This window comes from Streptosporangium sp. NPDC005286 (assembly GCF_040607515.1).
In the GTDB taxonomy this organism is placed as follows: Bacteria; Actinomycetota; Actinomycetes; order Streptosporangiales; family Streptosporangiaceae; genus Streptosporangium.
The window spans coordinates 1-23921 of the sequence record NZ_JBEXGU010000146.1; the positions used below are offsets into that span (position 1 = coordinate 1).

Here is a 23921-nt window from a genome sequence, read left to right on the forward strand (position 1 = left end):
CGGCGCTCACCCCGGAGCAGGGCGTCGCGCTGTTCGACGCGGCCGTCTGCTCGGGTGAGCCGGCCGTGGCCCCGGTCCGGCTCGACCTGGCGGCGCTGCGGGCGCATGGCGAGGTGCCGCATCTGCTGCGCGGGCTGGTGCGGGACCTGCGCCGGTCGGCGGCGTCGATGGCCGCGGCCGGTGGCGGCACACTGGTCCGGCGGCTGGCCGGCCTGGAACGCGCCGACCGTGCCCGGGTCCTGGTGGACCTGGTGCGGGCCGAGGTGGCGCTGGTGCTGGGGCATGCCTCGCCGAAGACCGTGGACGTCCGGCGGGAGTTCCGCGAGCTGGGCTTCGATTCGCTGACCGCGGTGGAGTTGCGCAACCGGCTGAACGCGGCGACGGGGTTGCGCCTGCCGGCCACGCTGGTGTTCGACCATCCCACGCCCACCGTACTGGCGGAGTTCCTGCTGGACGAGGTGCTGGGCGAGCAGGACGACGCGGCCGTTCCGGCCACGATCGCGCCGGCCGCCGACGACCCGATCGTGATCGTCGGGATGAGCTGCCGTTACCCGGGTGGCGTCGCCTCACCGGAGGACCTGTGGCGGCTGGTGGTCGAGGGCCGTGACGCGATCACGGGATTTCCGGTCAATCGTGGCTGGGACCTGGACGCGCTCTACCATCCGGACGCCGACCACGCGGGCAGCTCGTACACCAGACAGGGCGGTTTCCTGCACGACGCGGCGGAGTTCGACGCGGACTTCTTCGGGATGAGCCCGCGGGAGGCCCTGGCGACGGACACGCAGCAGCGACTTCTGCTGGAGACCTCGTGGGAAGCCGTCGAGCGGGCCGGAATCGACCCGGTCACACTCCGGGGCAGCCGGACGGGCGTGTTCGCCGGGGTGATGTACACCGACTACAGCGGGATGCTGGGCGCGGGCGAGTTCGAGGGCTACCGGGGCACCGGGACCGCCGCGAGCGTCGTCTCCGGCCGGGTGTCCTACACCCTGGGCCTGGAGGGCCCGGCCGTGACGGTCGACACGGCCTGCTCGTCCTCGCTGGTCGCGGTGCATCTGGCGGCACAGGCGCTGGTCTCGGGAGAATGCACGCTCGCGCTGGCCGGCGGTGTGACCGTGATGGCCACACCCGGACCGTTCGTGGAGTTCTCCCGGCAGCGGGGGCTGTCCGCGGACGGGCGATGCAAGTCGTTCGCGGACGGCGCGGACGGTGTGAGCTGGGCCGAGGGCGTCGGGGTGCTGGTGCTGGAGCGCCTGTCGGACGCCCGGCGCAACGGTCACGACGTGCTGGCGGTGCTGCGGGGCTCGGCGATCAACCAGGACGGTGCGTCCAACGGGCTGACCGCGCCGAACGGCCCCTCCCAGCGGAGGGTGATCCGCCAGGCGCTGGCCGGAGCGGGTCTGTCCCCGGCCGAGGTGGACGTGGTGGAGGGGCACGGGACCGGGACCACCCTGGGTGATCCGATCGAGGCGCAGGCGCTGCTGGCCGCCTACGGCCAGGACCGGCCCAAGGACCGCCCGCTGCTGCTCGGGTCGATCAAGTCGAACATCGGCCATACGCAGGCGGCGGCGGGTGTCGCGGGCGTGATCAAGATGATCATGGGCATGCGGCACGGCATCGTGCCCAAGACCCTGCACGTCGACGCGCCGTCCTCGCACGTGGACTGGACCGCGGGCGCGGTGGAGCTGCTGACCGAGGCGCGGGAGTGGCCGGAGACGGGCCACCCGCGCCGGGCCGCCGTGTCGTCGTTCGGCTTCAGCGGCACCAACGCTCACCTCATCATCGAACAGGACACCGTCGAGCGGGCTCCGTCGGCCGAGGGGGCGGCACCCTCGGCCGACAGGCCGCCGATGGCGGGCCTGCCACTGCCGCTGCCGATCTCGGGCAGGACCGAGCAGGCGGTGCGGGAGCAGGCCGCGCGGCTGCTGTCCCACCTGGAGGGCCGTCCCGAGACGAGGCCGGCCGACGTCGCGTTCTCGCTGGTGACCACCCGTTCCCCTTTCGAGCACCGGGCCGCCGTGCTGGCCGAGGACCATGCCGGAGCGCTGGCCGGGTTGCGCGCGCTGGCCGGCGGCCGGGCCGCGCCGGGAGTCGTACGCGGCCAGGCCGGGTACGACCAGAAGCCGGCGTTCCTGTTCACCGGCCAGGGTGCTCAGCGCGTGGGCATGGGCCTGGAGACCTACGAGCGGTTCCCGGTGTTCGCCGAGGCCCTTGAAGGCGTGCTCGCGGCGCTGGCCCCCCAGATGGCCTCCTACCTGGACCGTCCGCTGCGGGAGGCACTGTTCTTCGACGCAGAGCTGCTCGACCGTACGGTGTACACGCAGCCGGCGCTGTTCGCCCTGGAGGTCGCGCTGTACCGGCTGGTGGAGTCGTGGGGCGTGCGCCCGGCCGCGCTGGCGGGGCACTCGATCGGGGAGCTCACCGCGGCGCACGTCGCCGGGGTGCTGACGCTGGAGGACGCCTGCGCGCTGGTGGCCGCACGGGGCCGATTGATGCAGGCGCTCCCGGCCGGCGGTGCGATGGTGGCGATCCAGGCCGGCGAGGAGGAGATCCTGGAGTCGCTGGCCGGGCGCGAGGGCGAGGTGTCCGTCGCGGCGGTCAACGGCCCGGCATCGGTGGTGATCGCCGGGGTCGAGGCCGCGGTGCTGGAGGTCGCCGCCGGGTGGGCCGCCCGGGAGCGCAGGACCAAGCGGCTGCGGGTGTCGCACGCGTTCCACTCTCCGCTGATGGAGCCGATGCTCGCGGAGTTCCAGGCGGTCGCCGAGACGGTGTCGTACGCACCCCCGCAGATCCCGGTGATCTCCAACGTGACCGGAGGGTTCGCCACGGACGAACTGTGCTCACCGGCCTACTGGGTGCGGCACGTGCGGGAGACGGTCCGGTTCTGCGACGGCGTGCGGGAGCTGCACGGGGCGGGTGTGACCACGTTCCTGGAGATCGGGCCGGACGGCGTGCTGACCGCGATGGCCCAGGACGCCCTTCCCGCGGAGGCGGATGCGCTGCTGCTGCCCGTGCTGCGCGGCGACCGCGACGAGAGCGCCGCCCTCATGACCGCGCTGGCCGAGCTGCATGTGAACGGCGTACGCGTCGACTGGCCGACCCTGCTCCGCGGGGCCCGCCGGGTGGACCTGCCGACGTACGCGTTCCAGCACGAGTCGTTCTGGCCGGAGCCGCCGTCGGCCGTGAACGACGCGGCCGCCGATCCGGCGGACGCGCGGCTCTGGGACGCGGTCGGGCGCGGCGACGCCGGGGACGTGGCCGCGATCCTTGGCCTGCGCGACGAGCACTCCTCCTCGCTGGACACCCTGCTCCCGGCCCTGTCGTCGTGGCGACGGAGCCGGAGCGAGGCGTCGGCGCTCGACTCCTGGCGCTACCGGGTGGAGTGGAAGCCCCGCCGTACGCCCCCTCTCACCATGCTGGAGGGCACCTGGCTGGTGGTGACCGCCGACGGGATCCCGGATGGCGACGTGGTCGCCGCGCTGGACGGTCACGGGGCGCGAGTGGGGCGGCTCGTGCTGGAGGGGACGGACGCCGACCGTACGTCGCTCGCGGCCCGGCTCCGGGAGATGGACGAGATCTCCGGTGTGGTGTCGATGCTCGCACTGACGGAGGCGCCCGTCGCGGACGGCGGGGCGGTACCGAGCGGTCTCGTGCTCACGGTCGCGCTCCTGCGGGCGCTCGGCGACGCGGAGATCGACGCGCCGCTGTGGTGCGTCACCCGTGGCGCGGTGTCCGCGGCTCCCGGCGACCGGGTGACACGTCCGGTCCAGGCGCAGGTATGGGGTATGGGCCGGGTCGCCGCCCTGGAGCATTCGAAGCGGTGGGGCGGCCTGGTCGACCTGCCCGAGGTCGTCGACGGGCGTGCCGCCCAGGGGCTGGCGAGCGTGCTGGCGGGCCTGGACGGCGAGGACCAGGTGGCGGTCCGGGCGTCGGGCGTGTTCGGCCGGCGGCTGCGGCGTCACCCGGCCGCGCCCGACCCGGTCGGCGGTGGTACCGCGTTGAGTTCCGGCGGGACGGTGCTGATCACCGGCGGGACCGGCGCCCTGGGCGCGGCCACCGCGCGGTGGCTGGTACGCGGCGGCGTCACGCACCTGGTGCTGACCAGCCGGCGCGGCATGGACGCCCCCGGGGCGGCGGAGCTGCGCGACGAGCTGCTCGCGCTGGGGGCCGAGGTGAGCGTCGTCGCCTGCGACGTGGCCGATCGCGACGCGCTGGCCGCCGTGCTGGCCACGATCCCGGCCGAGCACCCGCTCACCGGGGTCGTCCACGCGGCCGGGGTGGGGGAGGCCGTCGCGCCCCTTGAGCAGGCGGACGCCGCCACCCTCGCCGAGGTGATGACGGCGAAGGTGGCCGGCGCCGCCAACCTGGACGGCCTGCTCGGAGATCGCGAGCTCGACTTCTTCGTGCTGTTCTCCTCGATCGCCGGGGTGTGGGGCAGCGCGGGGCAGGGCGCCTACGCGGCGGCCAACGCCTACCTCGACGCGCTGGCCGAGCACCGGCGTGCGCGCGGTCTCGCCACGACGTCGGTGGCCTGGGGTGCGTGGGCCGAAGCCGGCATGGCCGCGACCGAGAACATGGCCGACTACCTGCTCAGGCGCGGGCTGGCCTTCCTGCCGCCCGATCTCGCCATCGGCGAGCTGAGCCGGGCGGCCGGCGGCCGGGACGCGGTGGTGACGGTCGCCGACGTCGACTGGGACCGGTTCTATCCGATCTTCACCTCGACCCGGCCCAGCCACCTGTTCGGCGAGCTCGCGGAGGTCAGGGCACAGCACGAGAGCGAGAACGGGGCAGGGGCCTCCGGCGACCCGGAATTCGTCGCGCGGCTGCGGCACCTGACCGAGAAGGAGCAGCGGCGCAGGCTGCTGGATCTGGTGCGCGCCGAGGTGGCGGCCGTGCTGCGGCACGCCTCAGCCGAGGTGGTCTCCGAGCGGCGTGCCTTCCGCGAGCTGGGTTTCGACTCGCTGACCGCGGTGGAGCTGAGAAAGCGGCTGGTCGCGGTGACCAGCCTGGCGTTGCCGAGCACGCTGGTGTTCGATCACCCGAACCCGGCCGCACTGGTGGAGTTCCTGCGGTCGCAGGTCGTGGGCTCGGCGGGCGAGGTGGGCGCGGACGCCGGAGCTCCGGTCGCCGCCCACGCCGACGAACCGATCGCGATCATCGGGATGGCCTGCCGGTTCCCCGGCGGCGTCGGCTCTCCCGAACAGCTGTGGGAACTGGTGACCGACGGGGTCGACGCGATCTCTGGATTCCCCGCCGACCGGGGCTGGGACGCGGAAGGGCTCTACGACCCCGACCCCGATCACTCCGGCACGACGTACTCGGTCGAAGGGGGGTTCCTCCACGACGCCGGCGACTTCGACCCCGGGTTCTTCGGGATCTCACCGCGCGAGGCGCTGACCATGGACCCGCAGCAGCGGCTGCTGCTGGAGACCGCGTGGGAGGCCATCGAGCGGGCCGGGATCGATCCCTTCGCGCTGCGCGGCCACTCGACCGGCACGTTCATCGGCTCCAGCTACCAGGAGTACGGTTCGGACGCCGCCGACGCCGAGGGACACCAGGTCACCGGCACCATCCCGAGCGTGCTGTCCGGCCGGGTGTCGTACGTACTCGGCCTGGAAGGGCCCGCGGTCACGGTCGACACGGCCTGCTCGTCGTCGCTGGTGGCGCTGCACCTGGCCTGCCAGTCGCTGCGTAACGGTGAGAGCTCGCTCGCCCTGGCGGGCGGCGTGACGGTGATGACCACCCCGGCCGCCTTCGTGGCGTTCAGCCGCCAGCGGGCCCTGGCCGCCGACGGCCGGTGCAAGGCGTTCTCCGACGCGGCCGACGGGATGAGCCTGGCGGAAGGGGTCGGCCTGCTCCTGGTGGAGCGGCTGTCCGACGCGCGGCGCAACGGCCACCCGATCCTTGCGGTGGTGCGCGGTTCGGCGGTGAACCAGGACGGCGCGTCCAACGGGCTGACCGCGCCCAACGGTCCCTCCCAGCAGCGGGTGATCCGGAAGGCCCTGGTAGGTGCGCGGCTGTCCCCGGCCGAGGTGGACGCGATCGACGCGCACGGCACGGGTACGGGCCTGGGCGACCCCATCGAGGTCCAAGCCCTCCTTGCCACGTACGGGCAGGGCCGGGAGCGCCCGCTCCTGCTCGGGTCGGTCAAGTCGAACATCGGCCACACACAGTCCGCGGCGGGCGTAGCCAGCGTGATCAAGATGGTCATGGCGATGCGGCACGGGGTGCTGCCCAAGACGTTGCACGTGGGCACGCCGTCGTCCCACGTGGACTGGATGGCGGGCGCGGTCGAGCCGCTGACCGAGGCCATGCCGTGGCCGGAGACCGGACGGCCGCGCCGGGCCGCGGTGTCCTCCTTCGGGATCAGCGGCACGAACGCCCACGCGATCCTCGAACAGGCGCCGGATGCGGAGGAACCGGCCGGCGACGTCGTGCTCGCAGGTCCCAGCGCCGATGCCGCCGCTTCCGATCGTGATCACGCTCCCGGTGCGGTGCCGTGGGTGGTGTCGGGCCGGACGGCGGAGGCGCTGCGCGCACAGGCGCGGCGGCTGGCCTCGCACGTGGCCGACCTCGGTGAGCCCGATCCGGCCGTCGTGGGCTTCTCGCTGGTGACGTCGAGGTCGGCGTTCGAGCACCGCGCGGTCGTGGTGGGCGGTGACCGCGACGCGCTCTCCGCCGCGGTGCGGGCGGTGGCCGCGGGCGAGTCCGCGCCGGGCGCGACCCAGGGAGTGGCGGACGTCGAGGGCAAGACGGTCTTCGTGTTCCCGGGGCAGGGCGCGCAGTGGGCCGGTATGGGCGCCCTGCTGCTGGAGCAGTCCCCCGTGTTCGCCGAGCGTATCGCCGAGTGCGGCCTGGCCTTGAGCCGGCATGTCGACTGGTCGCTGATCGACGTGCTGCGCCAGGTGGAGGGCGCGCCGTCGCTGGACCGGGTGGATGTCGTGCAGCCGGTGTCGTTCGCGGTGATGGTCTCGCTGGCGGCGATGTGGCGTGCTCACGGGGTGGAGCCCGACGCGGTGATCGGGCACTCCCAGGGTGAGATCGCCGCCGCCTGCGTGGCGGGCGCGCTGTCTCTGGACGACGCCGCGCAGGTGGTGGCGGTGCGCAGCCAGGCCATCGCACGGCGGCTGGCCGGCGCCGGAGGGATGATGTCGGTCTCGCTCCCGGTGCCGGACATCGAGGAGAGGCTGCGCCCCTGGGGTGAGCGGATCTCGATCGCGGCGGTCAACGGGCCGCGTTCGGTCGTGGTGTGCGGCGACCCCGACGCGCTCGATGAGCTGTCGCGGCGGTTGACCGAGGAGGGCGTGCGGGCCCGGCGGGTCGCGGTCGACTACGCGTCGCACTCGGCCCATGTCGAGCGGCTCCAGGAGGAGCTGCCGCAGGCCCTGTCGGCGATCCGGCCGCAGCGGGCCGAGGTGCCGTTCCTGTCCACGGTGACCGAGGACTGGCTGGACGGCACGGAGCTGGACGCGGACTACTGGTACCGCAACCTACGGCGGGCCGTCCGGTTCGAACCCGCTGTGCGGTGCCTGCTGGCCGCTGGGTACCGGGCGTTCATCGAGGTCAGCCCGCACCCGGTGCTGACCGGTGCGATCCAGGAGACGGCCGAGGAGGCGGGTGGGACCACGGCGGGCACGGTGGTCGCCGGGACTCTGCGCCGCGACCAGGGCGGCGCGGAGCGCTTCCTGACCTCCCTGGCGGAGGTGTTCGTGCGCGGCGTGCCGATCGACTGGCGAGCGGCCTTCGACGGCACGGGCGCCCGCCGGGTGGAGCTGCCGACGTACGCCTTCCAGCGGGAGCGGTTCTGGATACGGCGCGCCGAGGCGCGGACGACCGGCGCGGCGGACCCGGCGGACGAGCGGTTCTGGGCGGCGGTGGAGCGGGAGGACCTCGACTCGCTGGCTTCGGGACTGGACGTGGGCACGGGGGCACTGGCCGCGGTGGTACCCGCGCTGTCCTCTTGGCGTCGCCGGCAACGGGCCCGGTCCACCGTGGACTCCTGGCGCTACCGCGTCGCGTGGCGGCCGATGACCGGCCTCGCCGCCACCCCCCTGTCGGGCACGTGGCTGCTCGTCACCCCAGAGGGCCTCACGGGCGATGACGTCGCCGACGCGCTGACCATGCACGGCGCGCGGGTCCGCAGGGTCGTGCTCGACGAGTCGTGCACGGACCGCGTTCTGCTGGCGCGCGTGCTGACCGGCGTGCCGGCCGGTGCGCCGGGCGATGCCGGGGCACCGGGCACCGGGGTGGACGCCTCGCTCGACGAGGGGGAGCACGTCTCCGGCGTGGTGTCCCTGCTGGCCCTGGCCGAACAGCCCACCGATCGATACCCGGAACTGGCCACCGGTCTGGCGCTGACCGTCGCGCTCGTGCAGGCCCTGGGCGACGCGGACATCGACGCGCCGCTGTGGTGCCTCACCCGTGGTGCGGTCTCCACCGGCCGGTCGGATCCGGTGACCAACCCCGTCCAGGCGCAGGTCCACGGCGTGGGCTGGACGGCCGCGCTGGAGCACCCGCGGCGGTGGGGCGGCCTGGTCGATCTGCCCGGGACGCTCGACCAGCGCGCGGCGCGGCGCCTGGCGAGCGTCCTCGCGGGCGGCAGCGGCGAGGACCAGCTCGCGATCCGGCCCTCCGGCCTGTTCACCCGACGGGTGGTGCCGGCGCCCGTATCGGCAGTGGACCGGGAGCCGGCGCGCAGGTGGACGCCGCACGGGACCACCCTGGTGACCGGCGGCACCGGAACGCTCGCCCCGCACCTGGCCCGCTGGCTCGCCGCCGAGGGGGCCGAGCAGGTGGTGCTGACCAGCCGCCGTGGCATGGACGCTCCCGGCGCGGCCGAGCTGCTGGCCGAGCTGGCCGAGCTCGGCACGACCGCCACGATGGCGGCGTGTGACGTGTCCGATCGCGACTCCGTCGCCGGCCTGCTCGCGCGGTTGCGGGCGGAGGGCCACGTCGTCCGTACGGTGGTGCACGCCGCCGCCTCCATCGAGCTGCACACCCTGCAGGACACCACCATCGAGGCGTTCGCCGAGGTGGTGCGGGCCAAGGTCGTCGGCGCCCGGCATCTGGACGAGCTGCTGGACGCGGACGAGCTCGACGCCTTCGTGCTGTTCTCCTCGACGGCGGGGATGTGGGGCAGCGGGCGGCACGCGGCGTACGTGGCGGGCAACGCCTTCCTCGGCGCGCTGGCGGAGAACCGGCGTGCCCGGGGGTTGCCGGCCACGTCGATCTCCTGGGGCATCTGGTCGGACGACCGCGATCTCGGGCGGGTCGATCCCGAGCAGATCCGGCGCAGCGGGCTCGTGTTCATGGAGCCGGACCTGGCGCTCGAAGGGTTCCGGCAGGCGCTGGCCGGCGAGGAGACCGCGCCGGCGATCGCCGACATCGACTGGGAGCGGTACTTCCCGGTCTTCACCTCCGTGCGGCCGAGCCGGTTGTTCAGCGAGGTGCCCGCCGTACGGCGGCTGGCCGAAATCGCCGAGCGGCCGGCCGTCGCGGCGAGCGATGGGGAATTCGTCACCCGGCTGCGCGGGCTGCCGACGTCCGAGCGGGACCGCCTGCTGCTGGAACTGGTGCGCGCCCAGGCGGCGACCGCGCTGGGCCACTCCTCAGCAGACGCCGTCGCCGAGCGGCAGGCGTTCCGCGACATGGGCTTCGACTCGGTGACCGCGGTCGATCTGCGCAACCGGCTGGCCAGTGCGACGGGCCTGACGCTGCCCAGCACGCTGGTGTTCGACCACCCGAACCTGGAGGCGCTGGCGGAGTTCCTGCGCGCCGAGATCGCCGGGACGCAGGCCGGATCGGCGGCCGTGGCCGGCCCGGTGCGGGCCGCCTCGGACGAGCCGATCGCGATCATCGGGATGGCCTGCCGCTACCCGGGCGGGGTCCGGTCGCCGGAGCAGCTGTGGCAGATCGTGCTCGACGGCGTCGACGCCATCTCCGAGTTCCCCGGGGACCGTGGCTGGGACGTCGAGGGACTTTACCACCCCGATCCGGAGCGTACCGGCAAGACGTACTCGACCCAGGGCGGCTTCCTCCACGACGCGCCGGAGTTCGACGCCGACTTCTTCGGGATCTCGCCGCGTGAGGCGCTGGCGATGGATCCGCAGCATCGGCTGGTGCTGGAGACGGCGTGGGAGACCGTCGAACGGGCCGGGATCGCCCCCTCGGCGCTGCGTGGCAGCCTGACCGGCACCTTCATCGGTTCCAGCTACGCGGACTACAGCGCGGCGATGACCGGGCAGGGGGAGGGCCTGGAAGGTCACCTGGTCACCGGCACCGTGCCGAGCGTGCTGTCCGGCCGGGTGTCGTACCTGTTCGGGCTGGAGGGCCCGGCCGTCACGCTGGACACGGCGTGCTCGTCATCGCTGGTGGCGCTGCACATGGCCTGCCGGTCGCTGCGTGACGGCGAGAGCTCACTGGCACTGGCCGGTGGGGTGACCGTGATGTCCACCCCCGATGCCTTCATCGGGTTCAGCCGGCAGCGGGCCATGGCCCCCGACGGCCGGTGCAAGGCGTACTCCGACTCGGCGGACGGGATGTGCCTGGCCGAGGGCGTCGGCCTGCTGCTGGTGGAGCGGCTGTCCGACGCCGAGCGCAACGGGCACCCGATTCTCGCGGTCATCCGCGGGTCGGCGATCAACCAGGACGGCGCCTCCAACGGGCTCACCGCGCCCAACGGCCCGTCGCAGCAGCGGGTGATCACGCAGGCGCTGGCCAACGCCGGGGTGTCGCCGGCGGAGGTCGACGTCGTCGAGGGCCACGGAACAGGGACGGCGCTGGGCGACCCGATCGAGGCGCACGCGCTGCTCGCGACCTACGGCCAGGACCGGGACGCGGACCGTCCGCTGCTGCTGGGGTCGGTCAAGTCCAACATCGGGCACACCCAGATGGCGTCCGGTGTGGCCGGCGTGATCAAGATGGTCATGGCGATGCGGCACGGCCTGCTGCCCAGGACGCTGCACGTGGACGAGCCGTCGTCGCACGTGGACTGGTCCAGCGGTGCCATCGAGCTGCTCACCGAGCCGAGGGAGTGGGTGCGCGCCGGGCACCCGCGCCGGGCCGCGGTGTCGTCGTTCGGACTCAGCGGCACCAACGCCCACGCGGTGCTCGAAGAGGCGCCGCCCGCCGCCGCCCGGGTCCGGGAGGCCGAGCCCGTCGTCGTTCTCGTGCTGGTGTCGGGCAAGAACGAGCAGGCCCTGCGCTACCAGGCGGGGCGGCTGCTGTCCCTGCTGGAGGAGTCGCCCGGTCTGCACCCCACAGACGTCGCCTTCTCCCTGGCGACCTCGCGGTCGCACCTTGACCAACGCGCGGTGCTGGTCGGGCGGGAGCGCCAGGAGATCATCGACGGGTTGCGGGCGCTGGCCGAAGAGCCGCTGGACGGTGCCGTCGCTCCGGGGGCCGTCGTCCACGGCACCGCCGTCCGCGGTTCCCTGGCCTTCATGTTCACCGGCCAGGGCGGCCAGCGCGCGGAAATGGGCCGCGAGCTGTACGGTCGCTTCCCGGCGTTCGCGGACGCGCTCGACGAGGTGCTGTCCCACCTGGACGCGGATCTGGATCGCCCGCTGCGCGAGGTGCTGTTCGCCCCGGCGGGTACGGCGGAGGCCGCCCTGCTGGACGAGACCGGCTACACCCAGCCGGCGCTGTTCGCCTTCGAGGTGGCCCTGTTCCGGCTGCTCGAATCGTGGGGCATCAGGCCCGACTACCTCACGGGCCACTCGGTGGGGGAGATCGCCGCGGCGCACGTCGCCGGAGTGCTGTCGCTGCCGGACGCGTGCACCCTGGTGGCGGCCCGCGCCCGCCTGATGCAGGCGCTGCCCGCCGGTGGGGCGATGGTCGCGCTGGAGGCCCGCGAGGAGGAGGTGCTCCCGCTGCTGGCCGGGCACGAGCATCAGGTCTCGATCGCGGCGGTCAACGGCCCGGAGTCGCTGGTCGTCGCCGGCGAGGAGGAGGCCGTCCTGAAGATCGCGGCGCGGCTCGCCGCCGAAGGACGCAGGACCAGGCGGCTCCAGGTCTCCCACGCGTTCCACTCCCCGCGGATGGAGGCCATGCTCGACGACTTCGGCCGGGTCGCGCGAGGCCTGTCGTACGCGCCCCCGGAGATCCCGGTCGTCTCGAACGTGACGGGCGAGGCGGCGACCGCGGAGCAGCTCTGCTCCCCCGAATACTGGGTGGCGCACATCCGCCGACCGGTCCGCTTCGCGGACGGCGTGCGGTGGCTGGCCGAGCAGGGCGTCGGCACCTTCCTCGAACTCGGCCCCGACGCCGTTCTCACGGCCCTCGCCGCCGACTGCCTCACCGACCGGCCCGGCGTGCATCCGATCCCGGTGTCGCGCCGGGATCGTGCCGAGGAGCAGGCCATCACCACCGCGGTGGCCCGGCTGCACGTCCATGGCTTCGCCGTGGACTGGCGAGGGTTCTTCGCCGGCACCGGCGCCGAGACGGTCGACCTGCCGACCTACACCTTCCAGCGCCGGCGGTTCTGGCCGGACACCGCGGCGGCCGCCGCACTCGCGCCCGGTGGCACGGCGGACGCCGGCTTCTGGGACGCGGTCGAGCGCGGCGACGTGGCGGCGCTGTCGGAGGGGCTGGACGTCGACGGTGACGCGCTGGAGGCGTTGCTCCCGGCGCTGTCCTCGTGGCGCCGCGACCGCCGGGAGCGCTCCGCCGTGGACGGCTGGCGGTATCGGACCGTCTGGAAGCCGCTGTCCTCCTCGACGGCCACGCCCTCCGCGAGGGTACGGGGCCGGTTGCTCGTGGTGGTCCCGGTGCGGCCGGTGGGTGAGGAGTGGGTGACCTCGCTGGCGGGCGCGCTGGGCGCGGAGACCGACTGGATCGAGGTCGGTGAGCCCGACCGGGCGGCACTGGCCGAGCGCCTGCGGGAGCTGTGTTCCGACGGCTCCAGGCCCGCCGCGGTCGTGTCGCTGCTGGCACTGGACGAGCACGACCTCGCCGGGTATCCAGGGGTTCCGGCCGGTCTCGCGCTGACGGTCGCGCTGGCGCAGGCGCTCGGTGACGCCGGGGCCGACGCACCCCTGTGGTGCGTGACCCGTGGTGCGGTGTCGGTGGGGCGTTCGGAACAGGTGTCCAGGCCGGTGCAGGCCGCTGTGTGGGGTCTCGGCCGGACCGCGGCGCTGGAGCAGCCGAGGCTGTGGGGCGGGCTGGTGGATCTGCCGGAGACCCTCGACCCGGTTACCGTCTCCCGCCTGGTCGGCGTGCTGTCCGATGCTCAGGGGCACGGCGTGCAGGGCGAGGACCAGCTCGCCGTACGTCGCTCCGGGGTGTTCGGCCGACGCCTGGTGCGCGCTCCGCTCGGCGAGAAGCCCGCCGAGCGGGAGGCCGCCCCGCTGGGCGCCGCGCGGATCGCCGCGGGCACCGTGCTGATCACGGGAGGCACGGGAGGACTGGGGGCCCGCCTCGCGCGCTGGGCGGCCGGCGCCGGTGCCGCGCATGTCCTGCTGGTCGGCCGCCGCGGGCCGGACGCTCCGGGCGCGACCGAACTGCGGGACGAGCTGGCCGGCCTCGGCGCCCAGGTCAGCGTCGTGGCCTGCGACGTCGCCGATCGCGACGCCCTGGCCGCCGTGCTGGCTCAGATCCCGCGGGAACGGCCGCTGACCGCGGTCTTCCACGCGGCGGGAGTGGTCGACGACGGGGTGCTGGACGGAATGACGCCGGAGCACCTCTCCTCGGTCCTGCGGGCGAAGGCCGTCGCCGCGCTCAACCTGCACGAACTGACCGAGCGGCTGGACCTGCCGGCGTTCGTGCTGTTCTCGTCCACGGCCGCGACCTTCGGCGCCGCGGGCCAGGCCAACTACGCGGCCGCCAACGCCGTGCTCGACGCGCTGGCGGAGCACCGGCGCGGGCTGGGCCTCCCGGCGACGTCGATCGCCTGGGGGCCGTGGGCCGGGGCCGGCATGGCGGCGGACGGCGCCGTGGTGGAGAGCAGGATGCGCCGGGTCGGCCTGGAGATGATGCCTCCGGACCTGGCGATCCGCGCGTTGCGGCAGGCGATCGAGCACGAGGACACGACGCTGACCGTCGTCGACGTCGACTGGCCTCGCTTCGTCGCCGCCTTCGCCGCGATCCGGCGCTATCCGCTGGTGAGCGACCTGCCTGAGGTGACCGCGGCCGCCGGGGCGACGGAGGGCGGGACGGATGGGGCCGTCACGACGGAGCGGGCGTTCCGGCGGTGGCTGGCCGACCTGCCCGTCGCCGAGCGGAGCCGGGCCGTACTGGACCTGCTGCGCGGCCGGGTGGCCGCGGTACTCGGCCACGCCGAGGTGGACGGCGTCGCGCCGGACCGCCCGTTCAAGGATCTGGGGTTCGACTCGCTGACCACCGTCGAACTGCGCAACGCGCTGGCGGCGACGACGGGGCTGATCCTGCCCGCGACGCTGGTGTACGACTATCCCACCCCCAGCGCGCTGGCGGATTTCCTGCTGGCCGAACTGCTCGGCTCGATGCCGCACGAGGAGTCGTGGCCCGGATCGCAGGCCGTGACGGCACGCGCCGCCGACGACGACCCCATCGTGATCGTCGGCATGAGCTGCCGGTTCCCCGGTGGGGTGAGCTCCCCCGAGGAGCTGTGGCGGCTGCTGATGGACGGGGGAGAGGGCATCTCCTCGTTCCCCGACGATCGGGGATGGGACCTGGAGGCGCTCGTCGGAGGGATGTCGGCCACGAGCGTCGGCGGCTTCCTGCGGGACGCGACCGAGTTCGACGCCGAGTTCTTCGGCATCTCACCGCGTGAGGCGCTGGCGATGGACCCGCAGCAGCGCCTGGTGCTCGAAGCCGCCTGGGAGGCGCTGGAGCGGGCCGGCATCGATCCCCTCGACCTGCGGGGCAGCGACGGCGGCGTCTTCGTGGGCACCAACGGCCAGGACTACGTCGGCCTGCTCAAGAGTTCCGGCGCGGACGTGCAGGGGCACGTGGCCACCGGCACCACGGCGAGTGTCATGTCAGGACGACTGTCCTACACGCTGGGGCTGGAGGGGCCCGCGATCACCGTCGACACCGCGTGCTCGTCCTCCCTGGTCGCCCTCCACTGGGCCGCGCAGGCCCTGCGCGGCGGCGAGTGCTCGCTGGCGCTGGTGGGCGGTGTCTCGGTGATGTCGAGCCCGGACTCGTTCGTCGAGTTCAGCGTCCAGGGTGGTCTGGCCCCCGACGGGCGGTGCAAGGCGTTCTCCGACTCGGCTGACGGCACCGGCTGGTCGGAAGGCGTCGGCGTGCTCGTGCTGACACGCCTGTCGGACGCGCGGCGGGGCGGTCATCCGATCCTCGCCGTGGTACGCGGGTCGGCGGTGAACCAGGACGGCGCGTCGAACGGGTTGACCGCGCCGAACGGCCCGTCGCAGCAGCGGGTGATCCGGCAGGCACTGGCCGCGGCGGGGCTGTCCCCGGCCGAGGTCGACGCGGCCGAGGCGCACGGCACCGGCACGGCGCTGGGCGACCCGATCGAGGCGCAGGCCCTGCTGGCGACATACGGCCAGGAGCGGGATCGCCCGCTCCTGCTGGGGTCGATCAAGTCCAATCTCGGCCACACGCAGGCGGCGGCGGGTGTCGCCGGTGTGATCAAGATGGTGCTGGCCATGCGGCACGGCATGCTGCCCAGGACGTTGCACGTCGAGGTACCGGCGTCGCACGTGGACTGGTCGTCCGGGGCCGTCGAGCTGCTGACCGAGCCGCAGCGGTGGACGCGGAAGGGGCGACCGCTGCGGGCCGGCGTCTCCGCCTTCGGGATCAGCGGCACCAACGCCCACGTCATCCTGGAGCAGGCACCCCTGGACGAGCTGTCCCCCGAGCCGCCCGGCGAGCGGAGGGTTCCCGCGGTCGTGCCGTGGGTCGTCTCCGGCCGGACCCGGGAGGCGCTGCGGGCCCAGCTCGATCAGGTACCGGCCGCCGACCGCGACCTCGATCCGGTGGACGTCGGCTACTCGCTGGCGAGCCGGTCGATGTTCCGGCACCGCGCGGTGCTGCTGGCCACCGCCGACGGAGTGTCGGAGATCGCGCGTGGCGAGGCCACCGCCGTCGCGGGCAGGTCGGCGATGCTGTTCGCCGGGCAGGGCTCCCAGCGCCCCGGCATGGGCCGGGAGTTGTACGCCAGGTTCCCGGTGTTCGCGCAGGCACTGGACGCGGTGCTCGCGCAGCTCGACGTCGAGCTGGACCGCCCGCTGCGGACGATCCTGTTCGCCGAGGCGGGCTCGCCCGAGGCCGAGCGGCTTGACCAGACCCAGTGGACGCAGCCCGCGCTGTTCGCGATCGAGGTGGCTCTGTTCCGCCTGGCGGAGTCGTGGGGGCTGCGCCCGGACCTGGTGGCCGGGCACTCGATCGGCGAGATCGCCGCGGCGCACGTCGCCGGTGTGCTGACACTGGCGGACGCGTGCACCCTGGTCGCCGCCAGGGGGCGCCTGATGCAGGTGCTACCGGCCGGGGGCGCGATGGTCTCCGTACAGGCCACCGAGGACGAGGTTCTCCCGATGCTCGCCGGGCGCGAGCACGAGGTGTCGATCGCCGCGGTCAACGGACCGTCGGCGGTGGTGATCGCCGGGGTGGAGGGGCCGGTCACCGAGCTCGCCGCCCACCTCGCGGCCGAGGGCCGCAAGACCACCCGGCTGGCCGTCAGCCACGCGTTCCATTCGCCGTTGATGGACCCCATGCTGGAGGAGTTCCGCCGGGCCGTACGAGGGCTCGGGTTCTCACCGCCGGCCATCCCGCTCGTCTCCGGCCTGACCGGCGAGCCGGTCGCCGTCGAGCGGCTCTGCGCACCCGACTACTGGGTCGACCACGCTCGGCAGGCGGTCCGCTTCGCCGACTGCGTGCGCACCCTGCGCGGTTCCGGTGTGAGCACGTTCGTCGAGCTCGGCCCGGACGGCGTGCTGTCCGCGCTGACCCAGCACTGCCTGGCGGCCGACGGTACCGAGGCCGGCACCCTGGTCGTGCCGATGCTGCGTAAGGACCGCGGCGAGGAGGCGTCGGCCGTGGACGCGCTGGCCCGGCTGCACGTCCACGGGCTGCCGGTGGACTGGCGGTCCCTCTTCACCGGATGCGGCGCGCGGCGCGTCGACCTGCCCACGTACGCCTTCCAGCGCCGGAGGTACTGGCCCGAGGCCGTCGCCCCGGTCGTCGCCCCGGCGGGGGACCCGGTGGACGCCGAGTTCTGGGCCGCGATCGAGCGTGCGGACCTGACGTCCGTGGCGGCCACGCTGGATCTGGAGGCGGACTCGCTGTCAACGGTGCTGCCCGCGCTGTCATCCTGGCGCCGCTCGCGCCGCGAGCACACCCTCGTGGACTCCTGGAGCTACCGGGTGGCCTGGAAGCCCCTGGCCGCCGTGCCGTCCGCCGTCCCATCCGGGAGGTGGCTGGTGGCCGTCCCGGCCGGCCGGTCCGAGGAGGGGGAGTGGGCGGAGGCGCTCGATGCCGTGGGTGCCGCCCTGGCGGGCCCCGATGCCCTGATGCGTCTCGACGTCACGCACACCGGTCGCGCGAGGCTGGCCGCACAGCTCGTCGAACTGCTCGGCGGCCCGGACGCCGACGGCCGGGCGCCGGTGGGTGTGATCTCCCTGCTGGCGCTCGCCGGGACAGGCGGTGACGGCCTGCCCGAGGTGGCGTTGACGGCCGCGCTGGTGCGGGCGCTGGGCGACGCGGGTGTCGACGCGCCGCTGTGGTGCGTCACCCGAGGCGCGGTGTCGGTGGGCCGATCCGACTCGCCACCGAGCCCGGGTCAGGCCGCGGTCTGGGGCCTCGGCCGGGTGGCGGCGCTGGAGCACCCCCGGCGCTGGGGAGGCATGATCGACCTGCCCGAACTGCTCGACCGGCGGGCCGTCGCCCGGTTCGCCGGCGTGCTGGCCGACGGCCCGGACGGCGAGAGCGAGGTCGCCGTGCGCGCCTCCGGAGTGTTCGGCCGCCGGCTCGTCCCGGCCCCGGCCGGGGACGCCGACCGGTCGTGGCGGCCTCGTGGCACGGTGCTGGTCGCCGGGGACACGGGAGTCTCCGGCGGGCGCATCGCCCGCTGGCTGGCCGACGCGGGCGCCGGCCGAGTCGTGCTGGCCGGGCGCCCCGCCCCGCAGGAGCCCGCCGAGGTGGATCCCCGGGTGACGATCAGGCACTGCGACCTGGTGGATCGGGAGGCCGTGGCCGCCCTGCTGGCGGAGTTCCCGCCGGACGCGGTCATCTACGCCGAGGAACCGGCCGAGGCCGCTCCCCTGGAGGAGACCGAGCCGGCGGACATGGCCGCGACCGCCGCGGCCTACGCCGCCGGGGCGGTGCACCTGGACTCCCTGCTGAAAGACCGGGAGTTGGATGCGTTCGTTCTGTTCTGCTCGCTTTCCGGCGTCTGGGGCGTCGCCGGACGAGGGGGCGCCGCCGCCGCGGAGGCGGTCCGGGACGCACTGATCGAAGCGCGCCGCGCCCGAGGCGTGGTGGGGACCGCCGTGTCCTGGTCGGCATGGGCGGACAGCGGCGTGACCACGGACAGGGGAATGGACCTGCACCTGCGGGCGAACGGGCTGCCCGCCCTGGCGCCTGCGCTCGCGCTCAGCGCGCTGGGCCGGGTCGTCGCGAACGGCGAGAGCGCGGTGACGGTCGCCGACGTGGCGTGGGACCGGTTCGCCCCGGCCTTCCTCGCGGTGCGGCCGACCCCGCTGCTGGACGAGCTGCCCCAGGCCCGGCAGGCGATCGAGGCGGCGGGCGGCGGCGCCCACGACGGTGAGCCCACCGTGGCGGCCGCGCTCCGGGACCGCCTTCTCGGGCTGCCGGCGGCCGAGCGCACGGGCCTCGTCCTCGAACTGGTGGTGGCCAGGGCCGCCTCGGTCCTCGGGCACGCGGACGGCGCCGCGATCGAGGCCGATCGGGCCTTCCGGGACTTCGGGTTCGACTCTCTCACCGCGGTCGACCTGCGTAACCAGCTCAACGCCGCGACCGGGCTGACCCTGCCGGCCACGCTCGTCTTCGACCACCCGACACCGGTGGAACTCGCCGGACACCTGGCGGCCCAGGTGCTCGGCGAGGAGAGCCTCGGCGAGGAGAGCCGAGCGCCCCTACCGGCCGCGCCCTCGGACGACCCGATCGTCATCGTCGGCATGAGCTGCCGGTACCCGGGCGGCGTCCGCTCGCCGGAGGACCTGTGGCGGCTGGTCACCGGCGAGGTGGACGCGGTCGGCGCGTTCCCCGCCGACCGGGGCTGGGACCTGGACGCGCTGTCCGGTGGGGACGCCGACGGGCGTGGCCGCAGCACGGCGGCCGGAGGCGGTTTCCTCTACGACGCCGCCGACTTCGATCCGGGTTTCTTCGGCATCTCGCCCCGTGAGGCGATGGTGATGGACCCGCAGCAGCGGCTGGTGCTCGAAGCCGCCTGGGAGGCGTTCGAACGGGCGGGCATCGACCCCGCCGGCCTGCGGGGCGGCGATGTGGGCGTCTACGTCGGCGCCACCGGTGGTGACTACCAGCCACCTCGCGATCATCACGGTCACGCGCAGACGGCCCAGGCGGCCAGCGTGATCTCCGGCCGGCTGTCCTACACCTTCGGCCTGGTGGGGCCCGCGGTGACCGCGGACACCGCCTGCTCCTCGTCGCTGGTGGCGTTGCACCTGGCCGCCCAGGCGCTGCGGGCCGGGGAGTGCTCGCTGGCTCTCGCCGGTGGGGTCGCCGTGATGTCCACCCCGGTGGGCTTCGTCGAGTTCGGCGAGATGGGGGCGCTGTCCCCGGACGGCCGGTGCAAGGCGTTCTCCGACGCCGCCGACGGCACGGGCTGGGCGGAGGGCGTCGGCATGCTCGTCGTCGAACGGCTGTCGGATGCCCGGCGCAACGGCCATCACGTGCTGGCGATCCTGCGCGGTTCGGCCGTCAACCAGGACGGCGCGTCCAACGGATTCACCGCGCCGAGCGGCCCGTCACAGCGGAAGGTGATCCACCGCGCCCTGGCCGGTGCCGGGCTGACCCCGTCCGACGTGGACGTGGTGGAGGCGCACGGCACGGGCACCAGGCTGGGCGACCCGATCGAGGCGCAGGCCCTGCTGGAGACCTACGGTCAGAACCGTGAGCGACCGCTGCTGCTCGGGTCGATCAAGTCCAACATCGGGCACACGCAGGCGGCGGCCGGAGTCGCCGGACTGATCAAGATGGTCATGGCCATCAGGCACGGGGTGGCGCCGAGGACGCTGCACCTGGACGCGCCGTCGTCGCACGTGAACTGGTCGGCGGGCGCGGTGGAGCTGCTGGCCGAGGCCAGGCCGTGGCCTGATGCCGGACGCCCGCGCCGGGCCGGGATCTCGTCCTTCGGAGCCACCGGCACGAACTCACACGTGATCATCGAGGAGGCGCCTTTCACCGAGCCGTCAGGGGCCGATACGGGGCTCCGCGGGATGCCCGTCGCAGCGGTTCCCGGACTCCTGCCGGTCCCGCTGTCGGCCAAGACTCCGGCCGCGGTGCGGGCACAGGCGCTACGCCTGCTCGATCACCTCGTCGAGCACCCCGAGCTCGGCCTGGCCGATCTCGGGTACTCCCTGGCCACCACCCGGTCGAGCTTCCGGCAGCGGCTCGTCGTCCTGGCCGGCAGCCGTGCGGAGCTGGTGGACGGCCTGATGGCGGCGGCGGACGGAAACCCCGCTCCCCACGTGCTCGACGGCCGGATCGGGCGAGCGGGCAAGACGGCGTTCCTGTTCACCGGCCAGGGCAGCCAGCGGGCGGAGATGGGCCGCGAGCTCTACGACCGGTTCCCGGTCTTCGCCGACGCGCTCGACGCCGTACTGGCGCATCTGGACGCCAGGCTGGACCGCCCGCTGCGGGAGATCCTGTTCGCCCCGGCGGGCACACCCGAGGCCGGGCTGCTCGATGGGACCGGATGGACCCAGCCGGCACTGTTCGCGGTCGAGGTGGCCCTGTTCCGCCTGCTGGAGTCCTGGGATCTCACCCCTGACGTGCTGATCGGGCACTCGGTCGGCGAGTTGGCCGCGGCGCACGTCGCGGGCGTGCTGTCACTGGAGGACGCCTGCGCGCTGGTGGCGGCCAGGGGTGCGCTCATGCAGCGGCTTCCGGCCGGCGGCGCGATGGTCGCCGTCCAGGCCGGCGAGGAGGAGGTGCTGCGGGCGCTGGCCGGGTACGAGCACCGGGTCTCCGTCGCCGCGGTCAACGGCCCGGAGTCCGTGGTGATAGCCGGGGCGGAGCGGGAGGTGCTCGACGTGGCGGGCGCGCTGGCGGAGAGCGGGCGCCGGACGAGGCGGCTGCGGGTCTCGCACGCGTTCCACTCGCCGCTGATGGAGCCGATGCTGGCGGACTTCCGGGCGGTCGCCGAAGGCGTCTCCTACTCCGTGCCGCGAATCCCGATGATCTCGAACGTGACCGGCGATCTCGTCACGGCCGAGCTGTGCTCCCCGGACTACTGGGTGGCGCACGTACGGAGCGCCGTACGGTTCGCCGACGGGATCCGGGCGGCGCACGAGGCAGGGGTGACCCGCTACATCGAGATCGGCCCGGACGGGACCCTGACCGCGATGGCCCGCGACACCATCCCCGCGGAGGCCGAGGCGGAACTGGTCCCCCTGCTGCGCAGGGACCGCGACGAGCACCGGGCCCTCGTCACCGCACTCGCCCGGCTGCACGTGCACGGGATGAGTCCCGCCTGGACCTCGGTCTTCGCCGGTACCGGCGCCCGGCCGGTGGACCTGCCGACGTACGCGTTCCAGCACGAGCGGTTCTGGCCCGACGCGGGCCGCCCGGATCGGACCCGCGCGGCGGACACGGGCGGCGCGGCGGACCCGGTGGACGCCGAATTCTGGGCGGCCGTCGAGGAGGAGGACGCCAAGGCGCTGGCGTCGCGGCTCGACGTGGACGGTGACGCGCTGACCAAGGTGCTGCCGGCGCTGTCGTCGTGGCGCCGGGAGCGGCGCCGGCGGTCCACCATGGACGCCTGGCGGTACCGGATCGTCTGGAAGCCCCTCACCGGTGACGGCGCGGTCGCCCCCGGGGTCTCGCAGGCCGGCCCCTGGCTGGTGGTGCTCCCCGAGGAACTGTGCACGGACACCTGGACGGGCTCGGTGATCGACGCGCTCGGTGCCGACGTGGTCCGCATGGAGGTGGCCGACCTCGCCGCCGTACCCCGGGACCGGGCCGCGCTGGCCGAGTGGCTGGGCGCGCACGCCGGCACCCGGCCGTTCGCCGGAGTGGTCTCGTTCCTGGCGTTGCGGGAGTCCGTGGACATCGGGGACACCGGGCTTCCCGGCGGGCTCGCCCTGACCACCCTGCTGATCCAGGCGCTGGGCGAGGCCGGCATCGACGCGCCGCTGTGGTGCCTCACCCGAGGCGCGGTCGCGGCCGATCCCGGCGACGTCCTGCGCGATCCGGCGCAGGCCGCCATCTGGGGGCTCGGCCGGGTCGCCGCGCTGGAGCACCCGCAGCGGTGGGGCGGCCTGATCGACCTGCCGGAGGGTTTCGATCGGGGAGCGGCGCGGCGGCTGGCGAGCGTGCTGGCCGGGTTGGACGGCGAGGACCAGATCGCCATCCGGGCCTCCGGCACGTACGCCCGGAGACTGGTGCAGGACCCCGCCGGCCAGGCCGACGGACCCGGCGAGTGGACGCCGTCCGGAACCGTACTGATCACCGGCGGCACCGGCGCGCTCGGTGGACATCTGGCCCGCTGGCTGGCCCGGCATGGTGCGGAGCACCTGGTGCTGGTCAGCCGACGGGGGATGGAGGCCCCCGGCGCCGCCGAGTTGCGCGACGAGGTGGCGGGGCTGGGCGCCCAGGTGACCGTCGCGGCCTGCGACGCGGCCGACCCGGACGCACTGGCCGCCGTGCTGGCCGGCATCCCGGCCGAGTTCCCGCTGACCGGTGTGGTGCACGCCGCGGGCGTGGTCGACGACGGCGTGGTGGACGGCTTGACCCGGGAGCGGTTCGAGACGGTGTTCCGCGCCAAGGTGGCACCGGCGGTCGTGCTGGACGAGCTGACGCGAGAGCTGGATCTGCCGGTGTTCGTGCTGTTCTCGTCCGCGGCGGGCACGCTCGGCAGCCCCGGCCAGGGCAATTACGCCGCCGCCAACGCGGTGTTGGACGGCCTGGCCGAGCGGCGGCGCGAGCGCGGGCTGGCGGCCACGGCGGTGGCGTGGGGTGCCTGGGCCGGCGGCGGTATGGCGGAGGTGGCCGCGGCACAGGAGGCGTCCCGGCGCATGGGCGTGCGCCCGATGGACCCCGAGCTGGCGGTCTCCGCGTTGAGCGGCCTCGTCGCCGGAGGCGAACCGGTCGCCGTGGTCGCCGACATCGAGCACGAGCGGTTCGTCCGCTCCTACACGGCGGGCCGGCCCAGCCGGCTGCTGAGTGAGCTGCCGGGATACCGTGAGCTGGTCGAGTCGGCAGGCTCGGCGCAGGTGGCCGCGCAGTCGGCGTCCGCCCTGCGGGACAGGCTGGCCGGCCTTACCGGCTCCGAACGGCTTGGCGTGCTGCTCGACCTGCTGCGCGGCCAGATCGCCATGGTTCTCGGGCACTCCGATCGCGAGGCGATCGGCGCCGATCAGGCGTTCCGGGACCTCGGGTTCGACTCCCTCAGCGCGATCGAGCTGCGTAACCGGCTCACGGCCTCGACGGGGCTGAAACTGCCCTCCACGCTCATCTTCGACTACCCGACTCCGGAGGCCCTCGCCGGCCACGTGATCGCGCAGCTCCTGCCGGAGACGGGCGCGGCCTCGGGCGTCGACGAGGAGGAGGCGCGGGTCCGGGCGATGTTCGCGTCGCTGTCCATGGCCAGGCTGCGGGAGATCGGCGTGCTGGACGCGCTGCTGCACCTGACCGGTGACCCGGAGGCGTCCACCGATGACGAGGCCGATGACGCGCTCGACTCGATGGGGCTCGACGAGCTGGTGCGGGCGGCCCTCGACGGCGGAGCTCAATGAGCCGAGAGCCGTCCCGCCGTCATGGTCCCGCGCCCACGAGCGGGACCA

1 protein-coding gene is annotated in these 23921 nt (G+C 74.3%); it reads left to right on the forward strand.

Features of this window, described 5'->3' with window-relative positions:
• Positions 1–65 precede the first annotated feature (65 nt).
• Positions 66–23873 carry a type I polyketide synthase gene (locus tag ABZU75_RS35750; RefSeq protein ID WP_355564257.1) on the forward strand — a complete coding sequence of 7936 codons (23808 nt, stop codon included), beginning with the start codon at positions 66–68 and terminating at the stop codon, positions 23871–23873.
• Positions 23874–23921: the final 48 nt, after the last annotated feature.